Below are 22,884 nucleotides of genomic sequence, written 5' to 3'. Positions count from 1 at the left end.
TAATTTTAATATCTAAAAATATGGAGTTTTTCTTAGCATAGTCTAGATAATAGCTAGCTTTAATAGGCATGATGACGTCAATGTATGCTTGGTGAGGATCTGCATATTTGGCTAAGATATCATTCTCATTTATCATAGCAATTGATGCTAAGTCCTGAGAGATCCCCTCATAATTTCCCCAAAGCGTAACCATGTGTGAATAAATTTTGAGCTAGTAGGGTTGCAGCCACGAGTAAGTCTTCCCTTGTTATTGTGTAGCCAGAATGCCGCAAAACTTCCATGCCTAAGCGAACTGTTGAGAGTACGTTTCGATTTCTGACTGTGTTAGCCTGGAAGTGCTTGTCCCAACCTTGTTTCTGAGCATGAACGCCCGCAAGCCAACATGTTAGTTGAAGCATCAGGGCGATTAGCAGCATGATATCAAAACGCTCTGAGCTGCTCGTTCGGCTATGGCGTAGGCCTAGTCCGTAGGCAGGACTTTTCAAGTCTCGGAAGGTTTCTTCAATCTGCATTCGCTTCGAATAGATATTAACAAGTTGTTTGGGTGTTCGAATTTCAACAGGTAAGTTAGTTGCTAGAACCCATGGCTCCTTTGCCGACGCTGAGTAGATTTTAGGTGACGGGTGGTGACAATGAGTCCGTGTCGAGCGCTGATTTTTTCGGCCTTTAGAGCGAGATTTATACAATAGAATTTGGCATGAGATTGGATTGCTTTTAGTCAGCCTCTTATAGCCTAAAGTCTTTGAGTGACTAGATGACATATCATGTAAGTTGCTGATAGGTTTCCAGTTTTCCGCTCCTAGGTCTGCATATTGTACTTTTCCTCTTACTCGACTTAACCAGTACCAACCCAGCTTCTCAACGGATTTATACCATGGCACTTTAAAGCCAGCATCACTGACAATGAGCGGTGTGGTGTTACTCGGTAGAATGCTCGCAAGGTCGGCTAGAAATTGGTCATGAGCTTTCTTTGAACATTGCTCTGAAAGCGGGAACGCTTTCTCATAAAGAGTAACAGAACGACCGTGTAGTGCGACTGAAGCTCGCAATACCATAAGTCGTTTTTGCTCACGAATATCAGACCAGTCAACAAGTACAATGGGCATCGTATTGCCCGAACAGATAAAGCTAGCATGCCAACGGTATACAGCGAGTCGCTCTTTGTGGAGGTGACGATTACCTAACAATCGGTCGATTCGTTTGATGTTATGTTTTGTTCTCGCTTTGGTTGGCAGGTTACGGCCAAGTTCGGTAAGAGTGAGAGTTTTACAGTCAAGTAATGCGTGGCAAGCCAACGTTAAGCTGTTGAGTCGTTTTAAGTGTAATTCGGGGCAGAATTGGTAAAGAGAGTCGTGTAAAATATCGAGTTCGCACATCTTGTTGTCTGATTATTGATTTTTCGCGAAACCATTTGATCATATGACAAGATGTGTATCCACCTTAACTTAATGATTTTTACCAAAATCATTAGGGGATTCATCAGTGCTAAGTCAGTAATTCCAGGTTTAATGGATAAAATTATTTTTCTTGTTTCAATGGGGTATTGTTCCATGTATTTAGGTACTTCAGGTCGAGGTCCCACAAGGCTCATATCACCATACAAAACATCGATAAGTTGTGCGAGTTCATCAAGCTTGTATTTACGGATAAATTTCCCTGAACGAGTAATTCTTTCATCATTTCCAATAGTGAGTTGGCTTACTTTTTCAGTATCTACTCTCATACTTCTGAATTTATGTATGAAAAATGTTTTTCCATGAAGGCCTACTCGTTCTTGTCTAAAAAATATAGGACCAATTGAATCTTTTTTTATCCATAGAGCAATAAATAAAAAAAGTGGTGATAATATAATTAGCCCCAAAACTGAGGCTAAAATATCTAATAATCTTTTTGTAGTAAAATAGATTATTTTCATTAATTCAGAATCTCTTTAATTGCATTGATGACTCTATATTGATCATCTTGAGTCATTGCGGTGTATAAAGGGATTGAAACTATCTTATTGAATGCTTTCTCTGCAATAGGGAAATTTTCTGCTTTCAGATTATACTTTTCCTTCCAAACTGGATGGCGATGTAATGGGATAAAGTGTACAGAGCACCCAATATCTCGCTTTGACATCTCCAGAATGAAGTCATCTCGAGAAATTTTAACAGAATCATCTAGTCGAATGGTGAACAAATGCCATGCATGTTGGTCATTATCAGGCGCTTTTTCTGGTAATATAATAGGTAACTCTTTTAATTCATTAAAATAAATTTCAGCCATAGCTTCGCGTTTAGCTTGGAATATATTTATTTTTTTCAATTGATGTATACCAATTGCCGCTGAAATATCAGGCATATTATATTTAAAACCAGGCTCAATGACTTCATAAAACCAAGCTGGTGTTTTTGATTGATAACGATCAAAAGCATCTCGGCTTATACCGTGAAGTCTCATAACTTTCGCTCGATTAATAATATCTACGTTATGAGATACCAACATTCCACCTTCAGCCGTAGTCATTGTTTTATTTGCATAAAAGCTGAATACAGTAGCATCTGTATCTAATGTACCAATATATTTACCATTATAGATAGTTGGGAAAGAGTGCGCTGCATCTTCAATAACTTTAATATTATTTTTACGTGCGATTGCTATTATTTCGCTCATATTACAGGCTAGACCTGCAAAATGGACAGGAATAACTGCTTTGGTTTTATTGGTAATTGCTTGCTTGAATGCTTCAGGATCCATATTAAGGGTATCTTCGCACGAGTCGATAAATACCGGATCTGCACCTAAATAGCGAACCACTTCTGCAGTTGTAGTAAATGTATATGTAGGGACAATAACTTCATCTCCAGGGCCAATACCAATTGCTTCTAAGGCAAGGTGTAAACCCGCAGTAGCTGAATTTATTGCGATTGCATGTACATTATCACCAAGATATTCAGCGAAGTCTTGCTCAAACTGTTTTGCTTTGGGACCAGTAGTTATCCAACCACTTTTTAGTGAATCTACAACTTCATCGATTTCTTCTTGACCTAATTCTGGAAAAGAGAATGGTAAAAATTTTGATGACATAATTTGTCCTTATAATCTATCGAAGGTATCTGTACATTATTTTTTTCACGAAGGTTGGTGAAAGCGCTAATAATGCATATAAAAATGCATAAATATTAGAACTCATTCCATAACCTAGTTCTTTATTTATTTTGAATACTCTATATTTCAATAATTTCATCGTTTTTTCTTTATTTGCTCGGCGGAAATAAAAATCCGATGTTCTTCTAAATTTGACACCAATACTTGGAATGTTAGCGAACTTACAATTATTTTTAAAACCGTAAAACCAGAGGGCTGTGTCTTCTCCCATGGGGATAATTGTTGGATATTCACCTGATTTAGTAAAAAATCGTTTTCTAAACATGACTGTAGGATGAGCCAAGGGATCACGTTTACTAAAGAAAGAAAATAATTCAGAATGTAATAGAGGAAATTTAACACAAGGCCTAATTTCCTGATTATTTTCGTCAATTTCTGTTATCCAAGTGCCAACAACATCTACATCATTATTTTTTTCTAGAAAGTCAATTTGAGCTTGAAAGCGGTTTGGGGTACAAATATCATCAGTATCCATTCTTGCTATATAGTCATATTGGCAATGTTTGAGCCCTGCATTTAATGCTCTAGCTAGCCCTTGATTTTCTTTCAATGGGATAACCTTTATCGGTAAAATGTTAATCCATTTATCGATGATGTTTTGTAAACTTGCAGTGATAGGTCCATCTAACACTAGAATAATTTCTTTAGCAGGATATACTTGGTTATATAAACTTTTAATCGCAAGGTCGAAATAATCAGCTGATTCCTTTTCATATAAGGACATTAATACTGATATGTTTTCCATTTTTAGTTTTCTTCAACAGTTATTAATTATAAACCACAAGCAAGATAGTTGGTTTAATCATTACCAAACAGGTCACGGGTATAGACTTTATCCGCCACATCATCCAATTCAGGCACCATACGGTTTGCCAGAATAATGTCGCTTTCTGCTTTGAAGGTCTCTAAATCACGGATAACTTTCGAGCGGAAGAACTCTTCTTCTTTGAGTACTGGCTCGTAAACCACCACTTCAATCCCTTTGGCTTTGATACGCTTCATTACGCCCTGCACCGCAGAGGCACGGAAGTTATCAGAGCCCGCTTTCATCACTAAGCGATACACACCCACTTTACGCGGTGCTTTAGCAATAATCGCATCCGAGATAAAGTCTTTACGCGTGCGGTTAGATTCGACAATTGCGTTAATTAGGTTGTTCGGTACATCGTCGTAGTTCGCCAGTAACTGCTTGGTGTCTTTTGGTAAGCAGTAGCCGCCATAACCGAAGGATGGGTTATTGTAGTGGCTGCCGATACGTGGGTCTAAAGAAACCCCTTCAATGATTTGACGCGCATTCAAACCACGGCTTTCTGCGTAAGTGTCTAATTCGTTGAAGTATGCCACACGCATGGCTAAGAAGGTGTTGGCGAACAGTTTAACCGCTTCGGCTTCAGTCCCGTCTGTAAACAGCACCGGTACATCTTTCTTAATCGCGCCTTCTAACAGCAAGTCAGCGAAAATCTGCGCACGTTCAGAACGTTCTCCCACCACGATACGGGACGGGTACAGGTTATCCCACAGCGCACGCCCTTCACGTAAGAATTCTGGGGAGAAAATCACGTTGGTGTAACCGAACTCTTCACGCAGACGCTCTGTAAAGCCCACTGGAATAGTAGATTTGACGATAATAGTCGCTTCAGGGTTCAGTTTGTTCACATCATGAATAACGGATTCCACTGAATTGGTGTTGAAGTAGTTAGTTTTTGGGTCGTAGTCTGTTGGGGTCGCCACAATCACGTATTGCGCGCCAGTATAGGCTTCGACTTTATCTTCGGTTGCACGGAAATTAAGCTGTTTTTCCGTTAAAAACTGTTCGATTTCGGTATCGATAATCGGGGATTGCTTATTGTTAAGCATCGCCACTTTTTCAGGGATGATATCGACCGCCACCACTTCGTGGTGTTGGGACAGTAACATGGCGTTAGACAGACCGACGTAGCCGGTACCTGCGATTGCTATTTTCAAACTTGCCTCTCAAATCCTTCTGCGGATATTTCAGGTGGTTTATGATATCGATGGTCAGTATTAACGGTGATAATACGATTTATACCAGTCAACAAATGCCTGAACACCCTGTTCAATAGAAACTTGTGGGCGATAGCCGGTGACGTTAAACAGGTCTTCGGTGTCTGCCCATGTTGTATAAACATCTCCCGCTTGCATCGGTAAGAAGTTCTTAATGGCTTCTTTTCCTAACGCATTTTCCAATGCAGAAATAAAATCAATCAGCTTCACTGGCTGCCCATTACCAATATTATAAATGCGGTAAGGTGCGCTGCTTTGCGCTGGCGAATCAGAACGATTTTGCGGGTCTGCTTGCGGAATTATATCTGAAACACGGATAACACCTTCGACAATATCATCAATGAAAGTGAAATCACGGCTAAGATCGCCGTTATTATAAACATCGATAGGTTCACCCGCTAAGATAGCTTTGGTGAATTTAAACAGCGCCATATCCGGGCGTCCCCACGGACCATACACAGTGAAAAAGCGTAAGCCTGTCGTCGGCAGCTGATAAAGATGCGAATAAGAGTGCGCCATTAACTCATTGGCCTTTTTGGTCGCGGCGTACAATGAGATAGGGTGATCGGTGGACATGTCGGTGGTGAATGGCATTTTGTCGGTTACGCCATACACCGAACTTGAAGAGGCATACACCAAGTGTTTCACTTTCGCTTGGCGGCAGCCTTCTAAAATCGCCAAATGCCCATTCAGATTGCTATCAGCATAGGCAAATGGGTTTTGTAATGAGTAACGCACCCCTGCCTGTGCGGCAAGGTGGATAACGCGGTCGAAATTCTCTTGAGTACACAGCACCAGCACTTTTTCGCGGTCAGTGATATCAAGAGGAATAAACCGGAACTGCGGATATTGTTCAAGAATATGCAGTCGAGACTGTTTCAATCCTCTATCATAATAGGCATTCATATTATCGATACCGATAACTTCATGCCCACTTTCTAACAGTCTTTGACACAATCTAAAACCAATAAACCCGGCACTTCCCGTGACTAAATATTTCATATTAAACTCAAACTTTTTTAATTAGTGATATGTAGCATTCTATAACTGTATTGACATGAAAGTCAGCTATGGAGTTATATAATGAATTTGATTTCAATTTTCGTAATGTTTTTATATTGAGTGTTTGGGCTAATAATTTATAATCATAGATTGGAATAATAAATCCATTTACTCCCTCTTTTATAATCTCAGTTGGTCCCGATTTACAGTTATAGCTGACACAAGGAGTTCCATGTGAGATAGACTCTAATAAGACATTAGGTAGTCCCTCATAATGGGATGTTAGTATTGTAGCATCAGCCCATAAATAATATTTTGCAATATTATTCTTAGAACCTAATAGAATCACATTTCTACTTAGGTCGTTGATGGATATTAAATTTTTCAACATCTCTTTTTCTTCACCATCTCCAATAATTGTAAATATGAACTTTATATCTCTTAGCTTCAGTTCATTTGCTATTAGAATTATATGCTGAAGATTTTTCTGTTTACTTAGTCGTCCTACAAATAATAATCTAAGGATGTTATCATTTCTTATTTTACAAGTAAGGTTCGATGCCTTATAGACAGGGTTATATATTCTGACTAATCGTTCCTTTGGGAAATTAAACTTAAGTAAAAGGGTTTCTAACATAGAGTCTGATTGACATAAAATTACATCGGATTTTTTTAAAACAAAAAAAAGTAGGCGTTTTTTTATTCTACTAAACTTACCAGTAGAAACTTCTTTTGTTGGATTATTAATAAATCGGCAAATGATTTTGTTTTTTATTAAACCTAGTTTTTTTAATAAAACACAATAGAATGATAGATCCAAAGAAAACGATAGTATAGTCGCTGGAGATTCGTTGAAGAATTTATACAAAAGGATGATTTTTTTTATAGGACTAACATTATTGTGCGTGGATAAGAATACTTTTTTAACATCTGATTGATAAAAATCTATATTACACATGGAGACAATTTGATTATTTACACTTTTGGCATCTAAAGCTTTAGATACATTGATAGCAACTTTTTCAGCACCACCTTGAGTTAGGCTATCAATAAGAATGTTAGCATCGGGAAAAAAATTATTCATTTAGAATACCTTTTAATAAAAATTAAGCTCGTGATCATGTAAGTTAGAGACGAAAATATTAAGCAAAATGACATCAAAGTATTTGCTGGAAATAAGTGTAGAGATAAAAAAAAGCAAGGAGCGATAAAGGCAATAAATGAAATTAAACTGGAAATAAATATTGGCTTTGTTTTCTTCATTGAAGATAAGAAAAGCTTAATAATATTATTCACTGAGAAAAAAGTTGCGGATAACAGTATCAAGATAAGTAGGGCGATATTTTCCTTATATTCATTAAAATTAAATTCCATGAAAAACAAATATGATGAGATAGATAGCGGAATTATTGAAATTATACAAATAAATAATACTCTTGCTAAAGTTATGAGAAAATCTCTCATATTGTTGTTTAACGAAGAAAGTATCACACTCTTATAAATTCGGCTTACATAGCCAGCATCTATAATAGCTTGAAATGCATTAGATATGCTAACGAAAAATGTGTAAACTCCTACGTTTGCTAAAGATGTAAAATAACTGAGAATTAACTTGTCTAATGTGACGGTGATTCTAATTAAAATAGCACCTGAAAATAAAGGGATTGCATGGGGAATACAATTTCTTAGAAAATTAAAACGGATATGGTGATATGAAAATATCAATCCTTGTTTACTTTTTAAATACTTTAAAAAAATTACCACTCCAATAACATCAAATATAAACCAAGAAACTAAAATTAGAAAAAGAGGGTCATTAAATGAGTATATATAAATACATATGAGTGAAAAAAAAGCCCATGAGCCAGATTTAATAAATTCTAATACATTTGATGCAAATGCCTTTCCATTAATTAATAAAAGCCTGTAAATCTCTTGGGAAATTACTTCTACCAAAGCAACAAGGAATATTGTAAAGAGATAAAAATCTTTTTCAATGAATAAAATAGAACAAGTGAAAATTATTAAACAAGATAAGACAGAAAAACAAAGTTGATTAGAAAAATAGAAGTTATCTTTCTTTATATTTTTCCCATATCTAGGGATGAGTACTGAATATAGTTCAGCTCCAGATAAATAAACGATAAAGCTAATTGATGAAATAATTATTCCATATTTCCCTATTACATCTAATCCATACTCCTTGCTTAAATAGATCATCAAGATAAATTTTGATGTGATAGATAACCCTCTCATTAGTATATTATATAAGCTTATCATTTCTGTATAAAAATCTTTCTTTATTGTAAATCATGAATAATAATAGATTGAATATAAAAAACCATATTACTAATGATGTATATTCATCCCAAAAACTACCTCTGAAAAAATGTCTTAAATTTATTGCCATGATGATAAAAAAGAAAAAGCCAGTGACTACATATTTCCTATTGTTATGTATTATAATTATACAGGAAATTATAATCGGGTATAGCAAAGTGCCAATTGTTCCATAATAATAGTATGATTCAGTTAGTATATTACCGGCGAAGCCAAAGCTTCGTCCAATTTTTTGTGATATGCTATCTGCATACCAAGGAAAAGAATAACTATTCTCGAAAAAATCCAGTAAGGGCTTAATAAATTTGAATATTGGGTTTATTGTATAATAAAAAGCATTATGATAATCATGTAGTTGATATTCTATAGCATAACTTGTTGTAAATGCAGTATGGTAAAATTCAGCTAGATAACTATATATATGGTATTCTATATCTTTTTGATTGCTATCATTAGTTAACAAGTATCGTACAGTTAATAGTATTATCATTAAGATAAAAACAAAAAAGCTGTGCAACCTTATTCTTCTATCATCATGCTTAATAGAGCCAAATATAAATATAAATAGTATGTAGGTAAATGTAAGGTCACGACCTCCGGATAGTGACTCACATAAAATTCCTATCAATGGAGTGAATTTTAGTATTCGTTTAAAACCTGAAAAAAAATCTCTAAGTGAAAGTAAATAAATACAATATAGATTAAGATAAAATACAACGATAATTTTAAACTCTGTTTCATATACCGAGTATATAGCATGAGCGGCAACACGATTTGTGTAGTTCTCTATCAATTGAGGTGCAGTATTTGAAATTATATAAATATAAACTAATGTGCAAAAAAAAATTAATAGTACAAGTATAAATGTAGGTGGTAAGGATAAGTATTTTTCTTTATTTATTGCTATATTCTTGTTCCGACCCCTAAGAAAAAGATATAGCAATAAAAATATAAATAAAGCATTTATACTATATACTCTAGATTCAACTAAAGATTCTGAGGTTATTTTTATATGAAAATAATCATATAAAAACTCTATATTTATAAATGGAATCCCGTAGTAAAAGGTTGCGTATAATAGAGAATAGCTAGATAGATTATATATTACTTGTTTGGGTTTTTTGAAAAAATCATAGCATAGTATTGAAATTGAAAATATTACGAGGAAAGTTATTAGTATTTTCATTGGAAATATCTCTTTGCTGTTCTAATAATATAAATAGCAAAGGGTGATAGGGTTCGGTATATTAGCATATAAAAAGAACATAAAATTAATGCGCTATATGGACTAGTGTTATTAATTAATGCAGCAACTAGTAAGAAAACACATAGAAGAAAGTAATATAAGGCTCTAAAGGATGCTCTATATGTTACTAATTTAATCAATAGGTTGAAATCAAATCGCTTTTCTCCACTACGTTCGATTAGGTTTAGTAAAGGGAAGAGCAAAATAATCTGGAATATTACTTCTAATGATATTGAGTTTAGAGATAGTAAAATAGGGGAAGAGTATCTCATGATGACCAAAAAAAAGTGGAATAACAAATTAAAGCGATTTCTAATATTATTATATATAAGGTAAAGTAATATTATCAAATAAGGGAAAAATATTAACGAGAGACATAATTCATATACATTATAGAGTATTATAGATATAAGTATAGATAATGAAATCCGGAATGAATAAATATAATACTTATTATCTTTATAAAAATTGAGTTTTGGGGGGGATAAGCGTATGGTAGGCGATTTTTCCTTTTTTATGGTTTCAGCGTCATTCTGAATGTATCCCACTTCATATAGATTGTAGGTCAATATGATTGAAAGTAAGAAAACTTGCCAATGTGACTGCGATGTTGTAGAAAAAAGATATAAAGCTAAAAGTGATGGGTAAATAAAGAACCAAGATATTAAAGCGGAAAAGCTTTTTAATCTGGTTAAATATGTATATAAAAATGGTATGAAAAACAATAGCATTAGGAATGTCTCTTTATAAGATTTACTTCTTTGTTCAACCAATACATATCTGATTTCTTACTTCTGGATACAGCGAATGTAATAGTACATTTTTTAGAGAGAGCATAATCACCATAATTGTCTGTGATTAAACAAGTTAAATTCTTTGGGTTTATTATATCTGATTCTATATGTTTTTCTTTCATATCTAAGACATCTCTTGATAATTTTCCTGTGCATATGGAATTTTCATATTCAAGTTTGCTTGATATGATTCCATTAGCATTAAATTTTTTTGAAAGAGCCGATGTAATATTATCTAGTGTGGCAGAAATAAATATTAAATGGAAATTGGCGGAATTAAGATAGCTTACATATTTAAGTATGGTATCATCTAGTTCAAGGTTCTCGATGTATTTCTCTGCTAAGTCAGATAATTCATCTTGGGAATATCCAGCTAACATTTTTATATATTGGCGTCGTAAATAGTCATTCTTAAATAAACGCCATAAAATCCTACCATATAATACTTTGCTCCAATGAAGATCTTTCCCTAAAGACTGTATAAAATCAATTGTCGTATTTTTTTTTGTTATAGTTCCACATATATCAAGTAGTAAAATTTTTCGCATGATGAATATTTTAACCCATAGCTACCGCACTGGGTTATCGGGTCCCAGAGCGCCATTGAATTTCAAAATTTAGTGTTTATTAATTGAAAACACTGCATTTTTTGTAAAAATGCTCAATTGATAAACACTGCTTATGATAGTCTTCCCTTATCGGTTGACTCGTGCCGTAAGCACAATCAATCAAAAGCCCTTAATAATAGCACTAAAGTTTCGGGGTGACTATCGGTGTGAGACGCCTAAAAATCACGACTTTGCCTGTAATCTTCTGATCACTTTTTTGAAACCATTAAGTGACTTCTTAATATATAGCTCTATCAAAAATCATTAATTTCACATTTGGCGGTATATTGCTTTGGTTGGTATCTATACTTAGCGGATAACCTGATAGTCAAGAAAAAGCATCCATACGGCTAGATAGTATAAAAAATAATGATAATCAACAGTCGTAACTTGATGTATGTTATTAATATATAAATAGAACACGCACTTGTGGTGTAGAAAAAGGTAATTACTCGAATAACGATATAATCACTGAAATATAATATTTATAAGAATTGTCTGAGCTATTTCTGACTTACAAGTATATGTGGTAAACCCGTAGGGGCAAATATCGAAAAATGTTTGAGATACTAATTTCATTACTGTTTGTGAATATGAATAAGTTAATTATCTGTCAGATTGAGTAGGGAAGTGGATATTAGGCGAAATAGAATAGGAATATATGGCTGATATATAAAAAGGTCTTTGGCACATGGGTACCAAAGACCTTCATAATGTAAGATTAGCGTCCGTGTTCTGGCAGCCAAATCTGTAGGCGTAATCCACCTAGTGGGCTATCGTCAGCTTTCACCCAGCCTTTATGTTGGGAAATTGCTGTTTCAACAATCGCTAAGCCAAGCCCTGTACCACCGGTTTCTCTGTCGCGAGCTTCATCGGTGCGATAGAACGGTCGGAAGATATGCTCACGGTCAGCAGGACTAACCCCCGGGCCATCATCGTCAACAGTGATCAAAATACCGTTATTTTCTTCTTTGAAATCAACCGCAATATGGGTGTTTGAGTAACGTAGCGCGTTACGCACGATGTTTTCAAATGCACTACCAATGGCGGATGGATTGCAATATAACGGCCATGAACCTGGGTGCGAGGTGACATCCAGCGTTTTGTTCATCTGCTCCGCTTCGAAGCTTGCATCATCCAGAATATCTCCCCACAACTCATCGGCTTTGATGTGTTCGCGAAGAATTTCATTTTTATGCTGACTGCGAGAGAGCACCAGCAAATCATTGATCATGCTATCTAAACGGTGAGTTTCTGTTTCGATGCGCTCCAGCTCTTTACTCTCACCATGACGGCGGCGTAATAATGCCGTTGCTAGCTGTAATCGCGTGAGCGGGGTGCGCAGCTCATGGGAAATATCAGAAATCAATCGCTGCTGGGCGGTAACCATACCATCTAACGCACTGATCATCTGGTTAAAACTGTTACCCGTTGATAAAAATTCTTGGGGACCAGATTCAAGCTCAGGGTGTGGGCGCAAGTTACCTTTTGCCACATCGTCCGCCGCCATTTTTAATTTACGGGCAGGGCGAGCTAAGCTCCATGATAGCCATAACAACAATGGTGCGCTGATTAGCATGGTGGCAATCAAGAGTAAAAACGGTCGGTCAAACAAGAGGTTAATAAAGTCTGATTGTGGGCTGCTTGCCGGGCGAACTAAATAGAGTTGGTAGTGATCTTCACCGTCTCGAATGGAAAATGGACCCAGAATTTCTGCGCGTCCGTACTTTTTCTTCTTCGGATGGTCGGCATTATCAGATTGACCAATAAAGTTGCGGATCACCTGCATTTCACTCGGCATCGCACCAATCACTCGGCCTTCACTGGTCACGATAATCAGCCGTTGCCCTGGGGGCGCCCATTTTTTGATGGCGTTGGAAATCCGTCGCCACCAAAGCAGGTCGTTCATCGGTGCTTGCGCAAGTTCGGCTTCGATGTGTTGCTCAAGCATCTCCCCTTGGCGTTGCTCACTTTCCATGAGGACGGTGAGCTGCCGAGAGTCGAGCTTGGGCACCATCAGCACTAGCATTAATACTAGTGCGAGGGTAAACCAGAAAATCGCAAATATTCGAGCTGTTAAGCTGTTGATCATGTGGCAGAAACCATCAAGTAACCGCGTCCACGCAAGGTTTTAAACCAAGGTTGGCCATCGGTGCGTTCTGGAAGTTTGCGGCGCAAGTTTGAAATATGCATATCAATAGCGCGGTCAAATGGCGTGAGGCGCTTACCCAAAACTTCTTGGCTTAAATGCTCTCTTGAAACCACTTGCCCTAAATGCTGGGCTAATAGATAGAGCAAAGTAAACTCGGTGCCAGTTAAATCAAGGATTTCGTTATCGAAGCTGGCTTCTTGACGACCCGGATTGAGCTGTAATTTATCCACTTGTAAGGTTGGGGTGTTGCTGTTGTCCCCTTGAGTTTGCTCGCTCCAGTTTGAGCGGCGCAGTAACGCACGAATTCGCGCTACTAACTCCCTATCGTTAAATGGTTTTGGTAAATAGTCATCTGCGCCGAGCTCTAAGCCCAGCACTTTATCTAATTCACTGCCGCGCGCCGTTAACATAATGACTGGCGTTTGGTGAATTTGGCGTAGCTCTTTTAATGTCTCAATACCGTTTTTCTTCGGCATCATGACATCGAGTAATAATAGGTCAATGGATGAATCGATTTGCTGTAATGCTTGTTCACCGTCATAAGCGATGACAACATTGAAACCTTCCATTTCCAGCAGTTCTTTTAAAAGCGACGTGAGTTCACGGTCGTCATCAACTAATAGGATTTTATGCATTAATTAAGTCCTCCAACTGCCAAAATACGATAACAATCTTCACGTTTCCATGACTTTACGTTCTTTTACATGCTCTGACGCTAGTTTGCAGCCGACCGCGTATATTTAACTCCATTGAATCACGAGCATCGTTCGGAGACAAGGTATCTAAATGCAAAGAATAGTACACAGAACAAAACACAGTTCAGTACATAAAACAGCCGCATACGTTTTAGCTTCTGCATTTGTTTTCGGGCCAGTCGCTGCGTTTGGTGAAGCATCTGAAAGTAGTGTTAATGATGAACCATCATTAGTGCTTCAAATGCAACCGGACCAGCCACTACAAACCACACATATTGCTATTCAGTTTCAGATCCCTGAATCATTAAATAGCGACGAACGTGCCAGTGAATTTATGTTTAATGGTATCACGTTGAGTGAGAAACAGCGCCAACAGCTTCGTGATTTGATGGCTACCCAGCGCCACCGTCATGGTGAAAATGTTGCCTCAATACAAGAACGTGAGTCATTACACAAACTTATTATAGCGGATCGCTTTGATGATAAAGCTGTCCGAGCGCAACTTGAGAAACAATTGCAAAAAGAACTGGATGAACGCGTTGAGATGGCTCGTATCCATCACGAGCTTTACCAGTTACTGACGCCAGAGCAGAAGGCGCAGCTTGAGCAAATTAATCAGCATAAGTTCGTTGAATATCAAGTTATGCAGTAGAGATTCCTAGTAGTGAGTGTAGTTGAGTTTTTAAAGCCTGTAGTTGAGTTTCTAAGCTGTATCGTTGAGTTTCGAAGTAAGTAGTGAAGTAGCAATAACTGAAGTTTTTCCTTGCCATAGACACCATCCCTGTCTTTATAGCCCCTTTTAGGGGCTTTTTTTTATGCTAAGCGCATTGGTGTTAACTACAGTTGACATCCTAAGTGTGATAGCATTAGTTAGTTTTTCGTGAAATTGAAGGTGATCTATGAATATTAAAATAAAAGAGTATGACATTGCTGAGCATTTAACGAACGAAGAAGAAATTCAGCTGTATCTTAATGAAATACTAGAAGAAGGCGATACGGCACTCATTCTTGCTGCGTTAGGCGATATTGCTAGAGCGAGAAATATGACCCAATTGGCAAAGGAAGTAGGAATGAGTCGAGAAGGGCTATATAAGGCACTATCTGGTGAAGGTAACCCTGCATTTACCACTATCTTGAAGATAGTTCATTCACTAGGACTAAAGCTGCAATTTAAGAGCGCAAGATAACCCTCTTTGTACTCTTCTATTACTATCAGTAATATTTTTATTACTGATATGTTGTCTATACATTCACTTTCCACGTACTATCTTTATTTCCACCGATTATTCTGAACACTTGCAAAATAGATTTTCACACATCCAAAGAGGTCATACTGCGCCATGATCCAGAAACTGACTGCTCAAGATTATAAAAAAATGCCTTGGAAAAATGGGCAAGGATTTACGTTAGAACTGGCGAGAAGCCACGGGGAAGGACTCGAAAATTTTGACTGGCGAGTGTCGATTGCAGACGTAAAATCCGCGGGTTCATTCTCTTTTTTCCCAAATAAACAACGTATCATTGGCGTGCTGGAAGGCACCGGGATTGTGCTGCAGATAGATAAAAACCCGCCTGTTTCTTTATTACAAAAGCAATTTCACGCCTTTAATGGTGAAAGTGATGTGTATGCCGAATTAATCAATGAAGCCATCCGCGATTTTAATTTGATTTACAACCCTGAAAAGTATTCAGCTCGGCTGCAGTGGGTATCTTGTAAGTCGGCAAACTCGTGGTTCAGTAATGGAAACTGTGTGCTGATTTTTAACTTACAGGGCAAGCTAGAGTTGCAAGTAGATGGGCAGCTCTCAGTCTTAAATGATTTTGAAACCCTATTGGTCGAAAAAACAGGTTCCCCTACGCAATATATTGCTTCTCCTGAGCATCATGGAGACTTTTGTGTGATTGAGTTATTTGAAAGATAACGCTACAAAGCCATTTAAGTCATTTTGGAGTGATTTAACTCAGTCAAATCGCGACTATTTAGTTAGCGGATAATTCTGATAATTTCACTCTTTGGATAAAATTGTTATCAAATTCATAGATTGCTTATTTAATGGCTTTATTCTTATTGTGATTTTAAACAGAATCTTTAGGCTGTATCTCCGAATCGTTATTAGAACGAGAATGGTTTATTAAAAACAGTAATATAATTTTTGTAGCAAGGAAAAAAAGAAGATGAAAATGAAGGCGCTTGTTGCGGTCGCAGTTTCTGCGGTCATTATGACTGGCTGTAAGAGTATGGACACTGGGCTGATGACCAACTCTGGAATGCAATTATTCCAAGCTGCGACATTATCTGATGCAGATGTTAAAAAATTCAGCGATGACGCTTGTAAAGAGATGGACGCAGAAAACAAAATTGCTCCAGCTTCAAGCAAATACACTCAACGCTTAAACAAAATTGCTAAAGCACTGGGTAACGAAGTTGACGGTACTCCGGTTAACTATAAAGTTTACATGACCAAAGATGTGAACGCATGGGCAATGGCAAATGGCTGTGTACGTGTATACAGCGGTCTGATGGACATCATGAATGACAACGAAGTTGAAGGCGTTCTGGGTCACGAAATGGGTCACGTTGCTTTAGGTCATACCCGTAAAGCAATGCAAGTTGCTTATGCGGCAGTTGCAGCACGTACTGCGGCAGCAGCATCAGGTAACGATGTTGCGACTCAATTAAGCTCTTCACAGTTAGGTGAGCTGGGTCAAAAACTGGTTAACTCTCAGTTCTCTCAACACCAAGAAAGCCAAGCGGATGATTTCTCTTATGATCTGCTGAAAAAACGTGGTGTGGATACTAAAGGTTTAGTGACTGGTTTTGACAAATTAGCAAAACTGGGTAGCAAAGAAACCAGCATGTTTGATTCTCACCCACCGTCAGATGAGCGTGCGCAACATATCCGTGACCGTATCGCGGCAGATAAAAAATAATTTTTATCTTGAATGATATTAATGGGGAAGCTAAGGCTTCCCTATTTTTTATCTAACATCTGAGTTTTTCATATAGTTTGCATTTTATCTTAATTCTGGTGGTGAAAATAAAGTCACAAATCAGAACTTATCCTGTTGTGCTCTTGTTCGACGCTGCATATCTTATTAAGCAAATACGATTAAGAATTTTTTTTATCATTGTTTTATTTGTGCTCGATAAGAGAGCAAGGAAAAAAGATGGAAAAAACACAGCGAGTTTCTCTACTGGCAAAAGGAATGGGAATGCTGTTGTCCGGTACTTGCCGCTTATTAACGGGAGTCCGTACACGTTGGGTCGGATGCCAACCGGCCATTACCCCCCGCATCTACTATGCCAACCACTCAAGCCACCTCGACGGGTTAGTTATTTGGTCAGGGTTGCCACCTTTAATGCGCCATTTTGTTCACCCTGTTGCCGCGAAAGATTATTGGGATGGCACGCCATTTCGTCGCTATCTCGTCAATAACGTGTTTCGAGCCGTATTGGTGGATAGAAAAGGGGACAAACCTGCCAAAGAGTCTGTCCTTGGGCCACTAGAAGCGGTGCTTGCTGCTAACCATTCATTAATTTTATTTCCCGAGGGAACTCGAGGAGATGGCGAGGAACTGGGTAGCTTCAAAAGCGGAATTTATCATTTAGCGAAAAAATACCCCAATGTTGAAGTCGTCCCGGTGTATTTGGAAAACTTAAATCGCGTGTTGCCGAAAGGAACAAAGCTTGTGGTTCCGGTTATCTGTTCAGCAACGGTTGGAAAGCCACTATCTCCACTTACTGAAGATGAAAATAAGGCGGATTTTTTGCAAAGAGCGAAAGTTGCACTTGAGGAGATGATGCCATGAGTCTTTGGGATCGTGAATTAGCACTGCTGTTATCCGGTGTCTTCGGTATTTTGATGGTCGCCAGCGTAATAGGCGGCATTCTGGCATACCGTTATTCAGGGGAAAAAAGTAACCCAACCATCGATAACCTAAATGCGCGTATTCGTGCTTGGTGGGTGATGTGTATCGTCTGCGTTTTGGCGGTGGTACTTGGGAATATCGGGGTCGTGATCCTGTTTGCGCTGATTTCTTTCTTTGCATTAAGGGAATTTATTACGCTAGCGCCGACGCGCCGTAGCGACCATGAAGCGTTATTTTGGTGTTTTTTCGTCTTCCTTCCCCTGCAATATGTGCTGGTTGGGGTTGAGTGGTATGGGATGTTCTCGATTTTTGTACCCGTGTTTGTCTTCTTGTTTTTACCGACACGAATCGCGTTGGCGGGGGATACTTATCACTTCCTCGAACGCACGGCAAAAATACAGTGGGGCATGTTGGTCACTGTATTCTGCTTGAGCCACGTACCGGCATTGTTGATGCTAAACATTGAAGGCTACCAAGGGGAAAACGTTAAGCTGCTGCTGTTCTTAATTGTAGTCACACAAATCTCAGATGTGCTGCAATATGTCTTTGGTAAGTTACTGGGCAAACATCCTATTGTGCCTAAGCTTAGCCCAAATAAAACCGTCGAAGGATTTATTGGCGGAATATTAACATCAGTGCTGATTGGTATCTGTTTGTATTGGGTGACGCCATTTAGTTGGTGGGCGGCAGGGTTAATGTCATTGGCGATTACGTTAATGGGCTTTGTCGGTGGTCTGTGTATGTCTGCAATTAAACGCGACAGTGGGATCAAAGACTTTGGGGCCATTATCGAAGGACATGGCGGAATGTTAGATAGAATTGATTCCCTATGTTTTGCCGCGCCAATTTTCTTCCACCTAACGCGTTATTTTTATACCTAATTAGCTGTTGTAAATAGATTTACCTATTTTTTCAACCGCAGAAGCACCTTAGGGTGCTTTTTTTATAGGAAAATGCTCCGTATCTTGCAATGATGGGGTTGCACTGAGATTAACATGCTATCATCGAGACTTAATTTGTACTTCGAAGTAAGATGATTACGTTGAGTGGGTTGGTTTTCGTCATTTGAGCTAAAATTATGTAATCGAGATCACAAGAAAACATAAAAGTTGGCGAGAAAACCCATGCATAATCCTTGCTTTGTCGTATTATTTCGCTTGTTGAATCAATTCAGCAAAATTATTGGCTGAATTTTAGCGGTTAATCCGTTAGCGAGTTGCAGTGAATATCAGTGCAGTGCGGTGGTTTTTTCATAGATTTGCAATTTATGTTCATTAATCAGAGGTCATCATGGTCAAGCAGATTAAAAGAATTGGAGTGTTAACGAGCGGTGGAGATGCACCGGGTATGAACGCAGCGATCCGCGGCGTAGTACGTGCAGCTCTTGCGGAAGGTTTAGAAGTGATGGGTATTTTTGATGGATACCTCGGCCTTTATGAAAACCGCATGAAGCAGTTAGACCGTTATAGCGTTTCGGACATGATCAACCGTGGCGGTACATTCTTAGGCTCTGCTCGCTTCCCTCAATTCCGTGATGAAAAAGTCCGCGCGGTAGCGGTTGAAAACCTGAAGAAAAACCACATCGATGCACTGGTTGTCATTGGTGGTGACGGTTCTTATCTTGGTGCTAAATGCCTAACTGAATTAGGTTTCCCATGCATTGGTTTACCGGGCACGATTGACAACGACGTTGCTGGAACAGATTACACCATCGGTTATTTCACTGCGTTAGAAACTGTGGTTGAAGCAATTGACCGCTTACGTGATACATCGACTTCTCACAAACGTATCTCTATCGTTGAAGTGATGGGGCGTTATTGTGGCGATCTCACTCTCTCTGCGGCAATTGCAGGTGGCTGTGAGTTTTTAGTTCTGCCAGAACAAGAAATGCCATTTAACCGTGAAGAGTTACTGTCGGAAATCAAACGTGGGATTGAAAAAGGCAAGCGCCATGCGATTGTCGCGATCACCGAGCACGTTTGCGATGTGGATGAGCTAGCAAAATACATTGAAGCAGAAACTCATCATGAAACTCGCGCAACGGTATTAGGACATATTCAGCGCGGCGGTTCTCCGGTTGCTTATGACCGTATTTTGGCTTCTCGCATGGGTGCATACTCTATCCAACTGCTGCTTGAAGGCTACGGCGGGCGTTGTGTGGGGATCCAAAATGAAAAATTAGTTCACCATGATATTGTTGATGCGGTTATGAACATGAAGCGTGTCTTCAAGAAAGATTGGCTGGAAACCGCGAAAAAACTGTACTAATTTTTTACCTCTATTATTGCAAATCTCACCGGTATGGTTGGCCTTAGGCTGGCCATATCGGCGAAGATTGCCCTTTTTTTCCTCGATATTCCTCTTATTTATAAGATTTACCTTTTCGGTATTTCCCGTTGCCGTGGGTATCTGTCAGCCTGATTCCGTATTCAATTAATGGAGAAAAGGATGATGGTACGTTTCTGGCAAAGTTCACGCTATCCCATAGCGGCATTTTCTTTATTGTTATTAACAGCGGGAGCATGGGCGAAAGATATCCAAATTTTAAATGTCTCTTATGACCCGACTCGCGAATTTTACCGCCAATATAATCAAGAATTTGGTGATTACTGGAAAGCAAAAACGGGGGATACGGTGACTGTTCGCCAGTCTCATGGCGGTTCCGGTAAACAAGCCACTTCGGTGATTAACGGGTTAGAGGCAGATGTAGTGACGCTAGCCTTGGCATACGATGTGGATGCGATTGCACAAAGTGGCAAAATTAATCCGGGCTGGCTGAAAAAACTCCCTGATAATTCTGCACCCTATACTTCAACCATTGTCTTTTTAGTGCGTAAAGATAACCCGAAAAATATCCATGATTGGGATGATTTGATCCGTAAAGATGTCTCTGTGGTGACGCCGAACCCAAAAACATCGGGCGGCGCCCGCTGGAATTATTTGGCGGCATGGGGATATGGATTAGAAAAAAATCAGAATGACCCAGAAAAGGCCAAACAGTTTGTGAAGCAGCTTTATCAAAATGTTGAAGTGCTAGATTCTGGCGCGAGAGGGGCAACTAACAGCTTTGTAGAGCGTGGAATTGGCGATGTGTTGATCGCGTGGGAAAATGAAGCGTTGTTAGCCATTAATGAGTTAGGCGCGAAGGGGGATTTTGAAATTGTTACCCCGAGCATTTCTATTTTAGCAGAGCCGACCGTTGCTGTTGTCGACAAAACGGTGGATAAGCGGGATCACCGTGAAGTGGCACAAGCCTATCTGGAATTTTTGTATTCACCGAAAGGGCAAGAAATTGCCGCGAAAAACTATTATCGTCCCCGAGATGCTCAAGTCGCCAAAGCGTATCAAAGCCAGTTTCCACAATTGAAATTACTCACCGTGGATGAAAATTTTGGTGGTTGGCAACAAGCGCAGAAAACGCATTTTGCGAATGGTGGGATCTTTGATGAAATCATTCGACGCTAATCACTAATGATTTAAAGACAAAATTAAACGCCTAACCGTCCGCTATCATGGCGGAACGGCTAGGAATTTATGACTGCTAGCTGGTTATCGCTACCAGCTATATTTCACGCCTAACTGACCGAGATACATCGTTTGTTTATTACTGTTCCCTGATGTTTTTTCACTGCCTTTTGGGTATTTCCATTTAGTGGGTTCATAAGCCACACCGCCCCACAATGCTAACTTCGGTGTCACTTTGTATTCCACTTGAGTGCCGAGACGGTAGCCACTGCGTAACTGCTGAGTGAGATGACCTCGATTGTTGTACTCGTTGTCATTAATGAGATAGCGGAAATAAGGGGAAATGCTCCAATCTTGGTTAATAGTTACTGGTAAGCCAAGACGAATTTGGCGTTGTAAGGATTGGGTGGTGAACTCATTATCCCATGCTTTGTCACTGTAATAGCTGACCTTGGCTTTAATGCTATCGGTGAGTTTATAGCTCACGCCAACTTCAGATTCAAATTCGTAGCTATTGGCCTCATAGAAATTACTGTAGTAGTAAAGCGCACCCCAATAATTAAATGTCCATCGTTCATCAAGGTTGATTGAACCTGAAGGCATGATCCAATAAAGGCTATTGGAGGAGCGGGCTTTAGAGCCTGGTGTTCCATCATTGGATTCTTTGCGGTAAGTGAAATTGACATCGAGGTTGGAAATTTTATCTTTAATAAACTGCTTGGTCACACCGATTTGGGTTCGATTGCGAATGTAAGAATCTCGGGAATTGGGGAAGTTTTTTCCGTGATTTCTTAAGGTTTCTCGGTGTTCGAGATCAAACGACCAAGTAGATGCCAGATTACTCAGCGATAACTTACCTACCATGCTGGCTTTATCATACACTTTGTTATTCTGTGAATCCCGCTGGCCTTGGTACTCTTCCAGTTCGACATACACATTGGTTTTAACACGCCAATGGTCATCGCTAGACGGAGATTGACTGGATTGAGAATAACTGGCGATAGGGAAAATAATTGCTGTGCTAAGAATTGCAGTATTAAGAATTAAACCCATTATAGACTTCATATTCATCCTTTATAGAATGCTTTAATTATTTAATGATTGAAAATCAATGGGCTCATAGATTAATTACAATAAGCAAGAAGCTGTCGAACTCATTGAAGATGGACGTCACCATAATTAATAAGGAGCCATTGATTTTTATTACGTTACTAATTTAAAGAGAACAGAATAAAAAATATCAATAATGAAAAGTCGGCGAGCCGACGCAAGCAATCTAAATGAATTATCTCACTGTTGTCTATTGTTATTTTTTGATGCTATGGATAGTTAAATTAGTGGGCTAGCTAATTTAAAGTGATCTAATTGGTTGTGTTTATTCGATTTTTATTTCTGTTTTTAATAGGATTGAAGTTTGTCTTATATTTATATAATCATTTATTTTCAATGTGAGAATAAATAAATTTAGATGGGTTATGTTTTTAATTGATGGTTTTTTAAATTCTTTTATTATTATTTTATTTTTAGGTTTTTCTGT

General features: G+C 38.5%; 20 protein-coding genes. 8 read left to right on the top strand and 12 right to left on the bottom strand.

Annotation, left to right across the window (positions count from 1 at the left end; translation table 11 throughout):
• Positions 1-167 precede the first annotated feature (167 nt).
• The 11 genes from QS795_RS17070 to cpxR form a co-directional block, all read right to left on the bottom strand.
• Positions 168-1,376 (bottom strand): IS4-like element ISVsa5 family transposase, encoded by a 1,209-nt coding sequence (locus QS795_RS17070; protein WP_001339197.1) that lies wholly within the window; start codon positions 1,374-1,376, stop codon positions 168-170.
• The gene (locus QS795_RS17065) at positions 1,316-1,915 is read right to left on the bottom strand and encodes a sugar transferase (RefSeq protein ID WP_318626668.1); all 600 of its coding nucleotides are present in this window, start codon (positions 1,913-1,915) and stop codon (positions 1,316-1,318) included. The genes QS795_RS17070 and QS795_RS17065 overlap by 61 nt, the downstream gene beginning before the upstream one ends.
• The gene (locus tag QS795_RS17060) at positions 1,915-3,069 is read right to left on the bottom strand and encodes a DegT/DnrJ/EryC1/StrS family aminotransferase (RefSeq protein WP_286272870.1); all 1,155 of its coding nucleotides are present in this window, start codon (positions 3,067-3,069) and stop codon (positions 1,915-1,917) included. The genes QS795_RS17065 and QS795_RS17060 overlap by 1 nt, the downstream gene beginning before the upstream one ends.
• 16 nt (positions 3,070-3,085) lie before the next feature.
• Positions 3,086-3,895 (bottom strand): glycosyltransferase, encoded by an 810-nt coding sequence (locus QS795_RS17055; RefSeq protein ID WP_286272868.1) that lies wholly within the window; start codon positions 3,893-3,895, stop codon positions 3,086-3,088.
• A 53-nt stretch (positions 3,896-3,948) separates the two neighbouring features.
• Positions 3,949-5,115 (bottom strand): nucleotide sugar dehydrogenase, encoded by a 1,167-nt coding sequence (locus tag QS795_RS17050; RefSeq protein WP_318626665.1) that lies wholly within the window; start codon positions 5,113-5,115, stop codon positions 3,949-3,951.
• A 60-nt stretch (positions 5,116-5,175) separates the two neighbouring features.
• The gene (locus QS795_RS17045) at positions 5,176-6,177 is read right to left on the bottom strand and encodes an NAD-dependent epimerase (protein ID WP_318626664.1); all 1,002 of its coding nucleotides are present in this window, start codon (positions 6,175-6,177) and stop codon (positions 5,176-5,178) included.
• A 7-nt stretch (positions 6,178-6,184) separates the two neighbouring features.
• A complete protein-coding gene (locus QS795_RS17040) occupies positions 6,185-7,261 on the bottom strand; it encodes a glycosyltransferase (RefSeq protein ID WP_318626663.1) in 1,077 nt (358 codons plus the stop codon).
• Positions 7,258-8,397 (bottom strand): MATE family efflux transporter, encoded by a 1,140-nt coding sequence (locus QS795_RS17035; RefSeq protein ID WP_318626662.1) that lies wholly within the window; start codon positions 8,395-8,397, stop codon positions 7,258-7,260. The genes QS795_RS17040 and QS795_RS17035 overlap by 4 nt, the downstream gene beginning before the upstream one ends.
• 2,096 nt (positions 8,398-10,493) lie before the next feature.
• Positions 10,494-11,105 (bottom strand): HAD family hydrolase, encoded by a 612-nt coding sequence (locus QS795_RS17030; protein WP_286272332.1) that lies wholly within the window; start codon positions 11,103-11,105, stop codon positions 10,494-10,496.
• Positions 11,106-11,886: 781 nt separating this feature from the next.
• On the bottom strand, positions 11,887-13,257 hold the full coding sequence (gene cpxA, locus QS795_RS17025; RefSeq protein WP_036950809.1) for an envelope stress sensor histidine kinase CpxA: 1,371 nt from the start codon (positions 13,255-13,257) through the stop codon (positions 11,887-11,889).
• Positions 13,254-13,952 (bottom strand): envelope stress response regulator transcription factor CpxR, encoded by a 699-nt coding sequence (gene cpxR, locus QS795_RS17020; RefSeq protein WP_006660535.1) that lies wholly within the window; start codon positions 13,950-13,952, stop codon positions 13,254-13,256. The genes cpxA and cpxR overlap by 4 nt, the downstream gene beginning before the upstream one ends.
• Before the next feature lie 151 nt (positions 13,953-14,103).
• Between cpxR and QS795_RS17015 the strand changes: the two genes are divergently transcribed.
• From QS795_RS17015 to QS795_RS16980, 8 genes are all read left to right on the top strand, one after another.
• Entirely contained in the window at positions 14,104-14,664 is a 561-nt protein-coding gene (locus tag QS795_RS17015) for a Spy/CpxP family protein refolding chaperone (RefSeq protein WP_154603260.1), read from the top strand.
• A 247-nt stretch (positions 14,665-14,911) separates the two neighbouring features.
• Positions 14,912-15,199 carry an addiction module antidote protein gene (locus QS795_RS17010; protein ID WP_108479168.1) on the top strand — a complete coding sequence of 96 codons (288 nt, stop codon included), beginning with the start codon at positions 14,912-14,914 and terminating at the stop codon, positions 15,197-15,199.
• Between the two features lie 153 nt (positions 15,200-15,352).
• Complete coding sequence (locus QS795_RS17005) at positions 15,353-15,934, top strand: HutD/Ves family protein (protein ID WP_286272336.1); 582 nt, start codon at positions 15,353-15,355, stop codon at positions 15,932-15,934.
• Positions 15,935-16,187: 253 nt separating this feature from the next.
• Entirely contained in the window at positions 16,188-16,943 is a 756-nt protein-coding gene (gene loiP / locus QS795_RS17000) for a metalloprotease LoiP (RefSeq protein WP_154638637.1), read from the top strand.
• Positions 16,944-17,180: 237 nt separating this feature from the next.
• Positions 17,181-17,822 carry a lysophospholipid acyltransferase family protein gene (locus QS795_RS16995; protein ID WP_318626661.1) on the top strand — a complete coding sequence of 214 codons (642 nt, stop codon included), beginning with the start codon at positions 17,181-17,183 and terminating at the stop codon, positions 17,820-17,822.
• Entirely contained in the window at positions 17,819-18,763 is a 945-nt protein-coding gene (locus QS795_RS16990) for a phosphatidate cytidylyltransferase (protein ID WP_154603265.1), read from the top strand. The genes QS795_RS16995 and QS795_RS16990 overlap by 4 nt, the downstream gene beginning before the upstream one ends.
• 409 nt (positions 18,764-19,172) lie before the next feature.
• Entirely contained in the window at positions 19,173-20,150 is a 978-nt protein-coding gene (pfkA, locus tag QS795_RS16985) for a 6-phosphofructokinase (protein WP_132497045.1), read from the top strand.
• A 183-nt stretch (positions 20,151-20,333) separates the two neighbouring features.
• Positions 20,334-21,347, top strand: a complete 1,014-nt coding sequence (locus tag QS795_RS16980) for a sulfate ABC transporter substrate-binding protein (protein WP_154628126.1) — start codon at positions 20,334-20,336, stop codon at positions 21,345-21,347.
• A 90-nt stretch (positions 21,348-21,437) separates the two neighbouring features.
• Here the strand turns inward: QS795_RS16980 and QS795_RS16975 are convergent, their stop codons facing one another.
• Entirely contained in the window at positions 21,438-22,412 is a 975-nt protein-coding gene (locus tag QS795_RS16975) for an OmpG family monomeric porin (protein ID WP_318626660.1), read from the bottom strand.
• Positions 22,413-22,884: the final 472 nt, after the last annotated feature.

This window comes from Providencia zhijiangensis (genome assembly GCF_030315915.2).
Classification (GTDB): domain Bacteria; phylum Pseudomonadota; class Gammaproteobacteria; order Enterobacterales; family Enterobacteriaceae; genus Providencia; species Providencia zhijiangensis.
The sequence above is the reverse complement of the archived record's forward strand: the minus strand, read 5'-3'. Positions and strand labels throughout refer to the sequence as shown.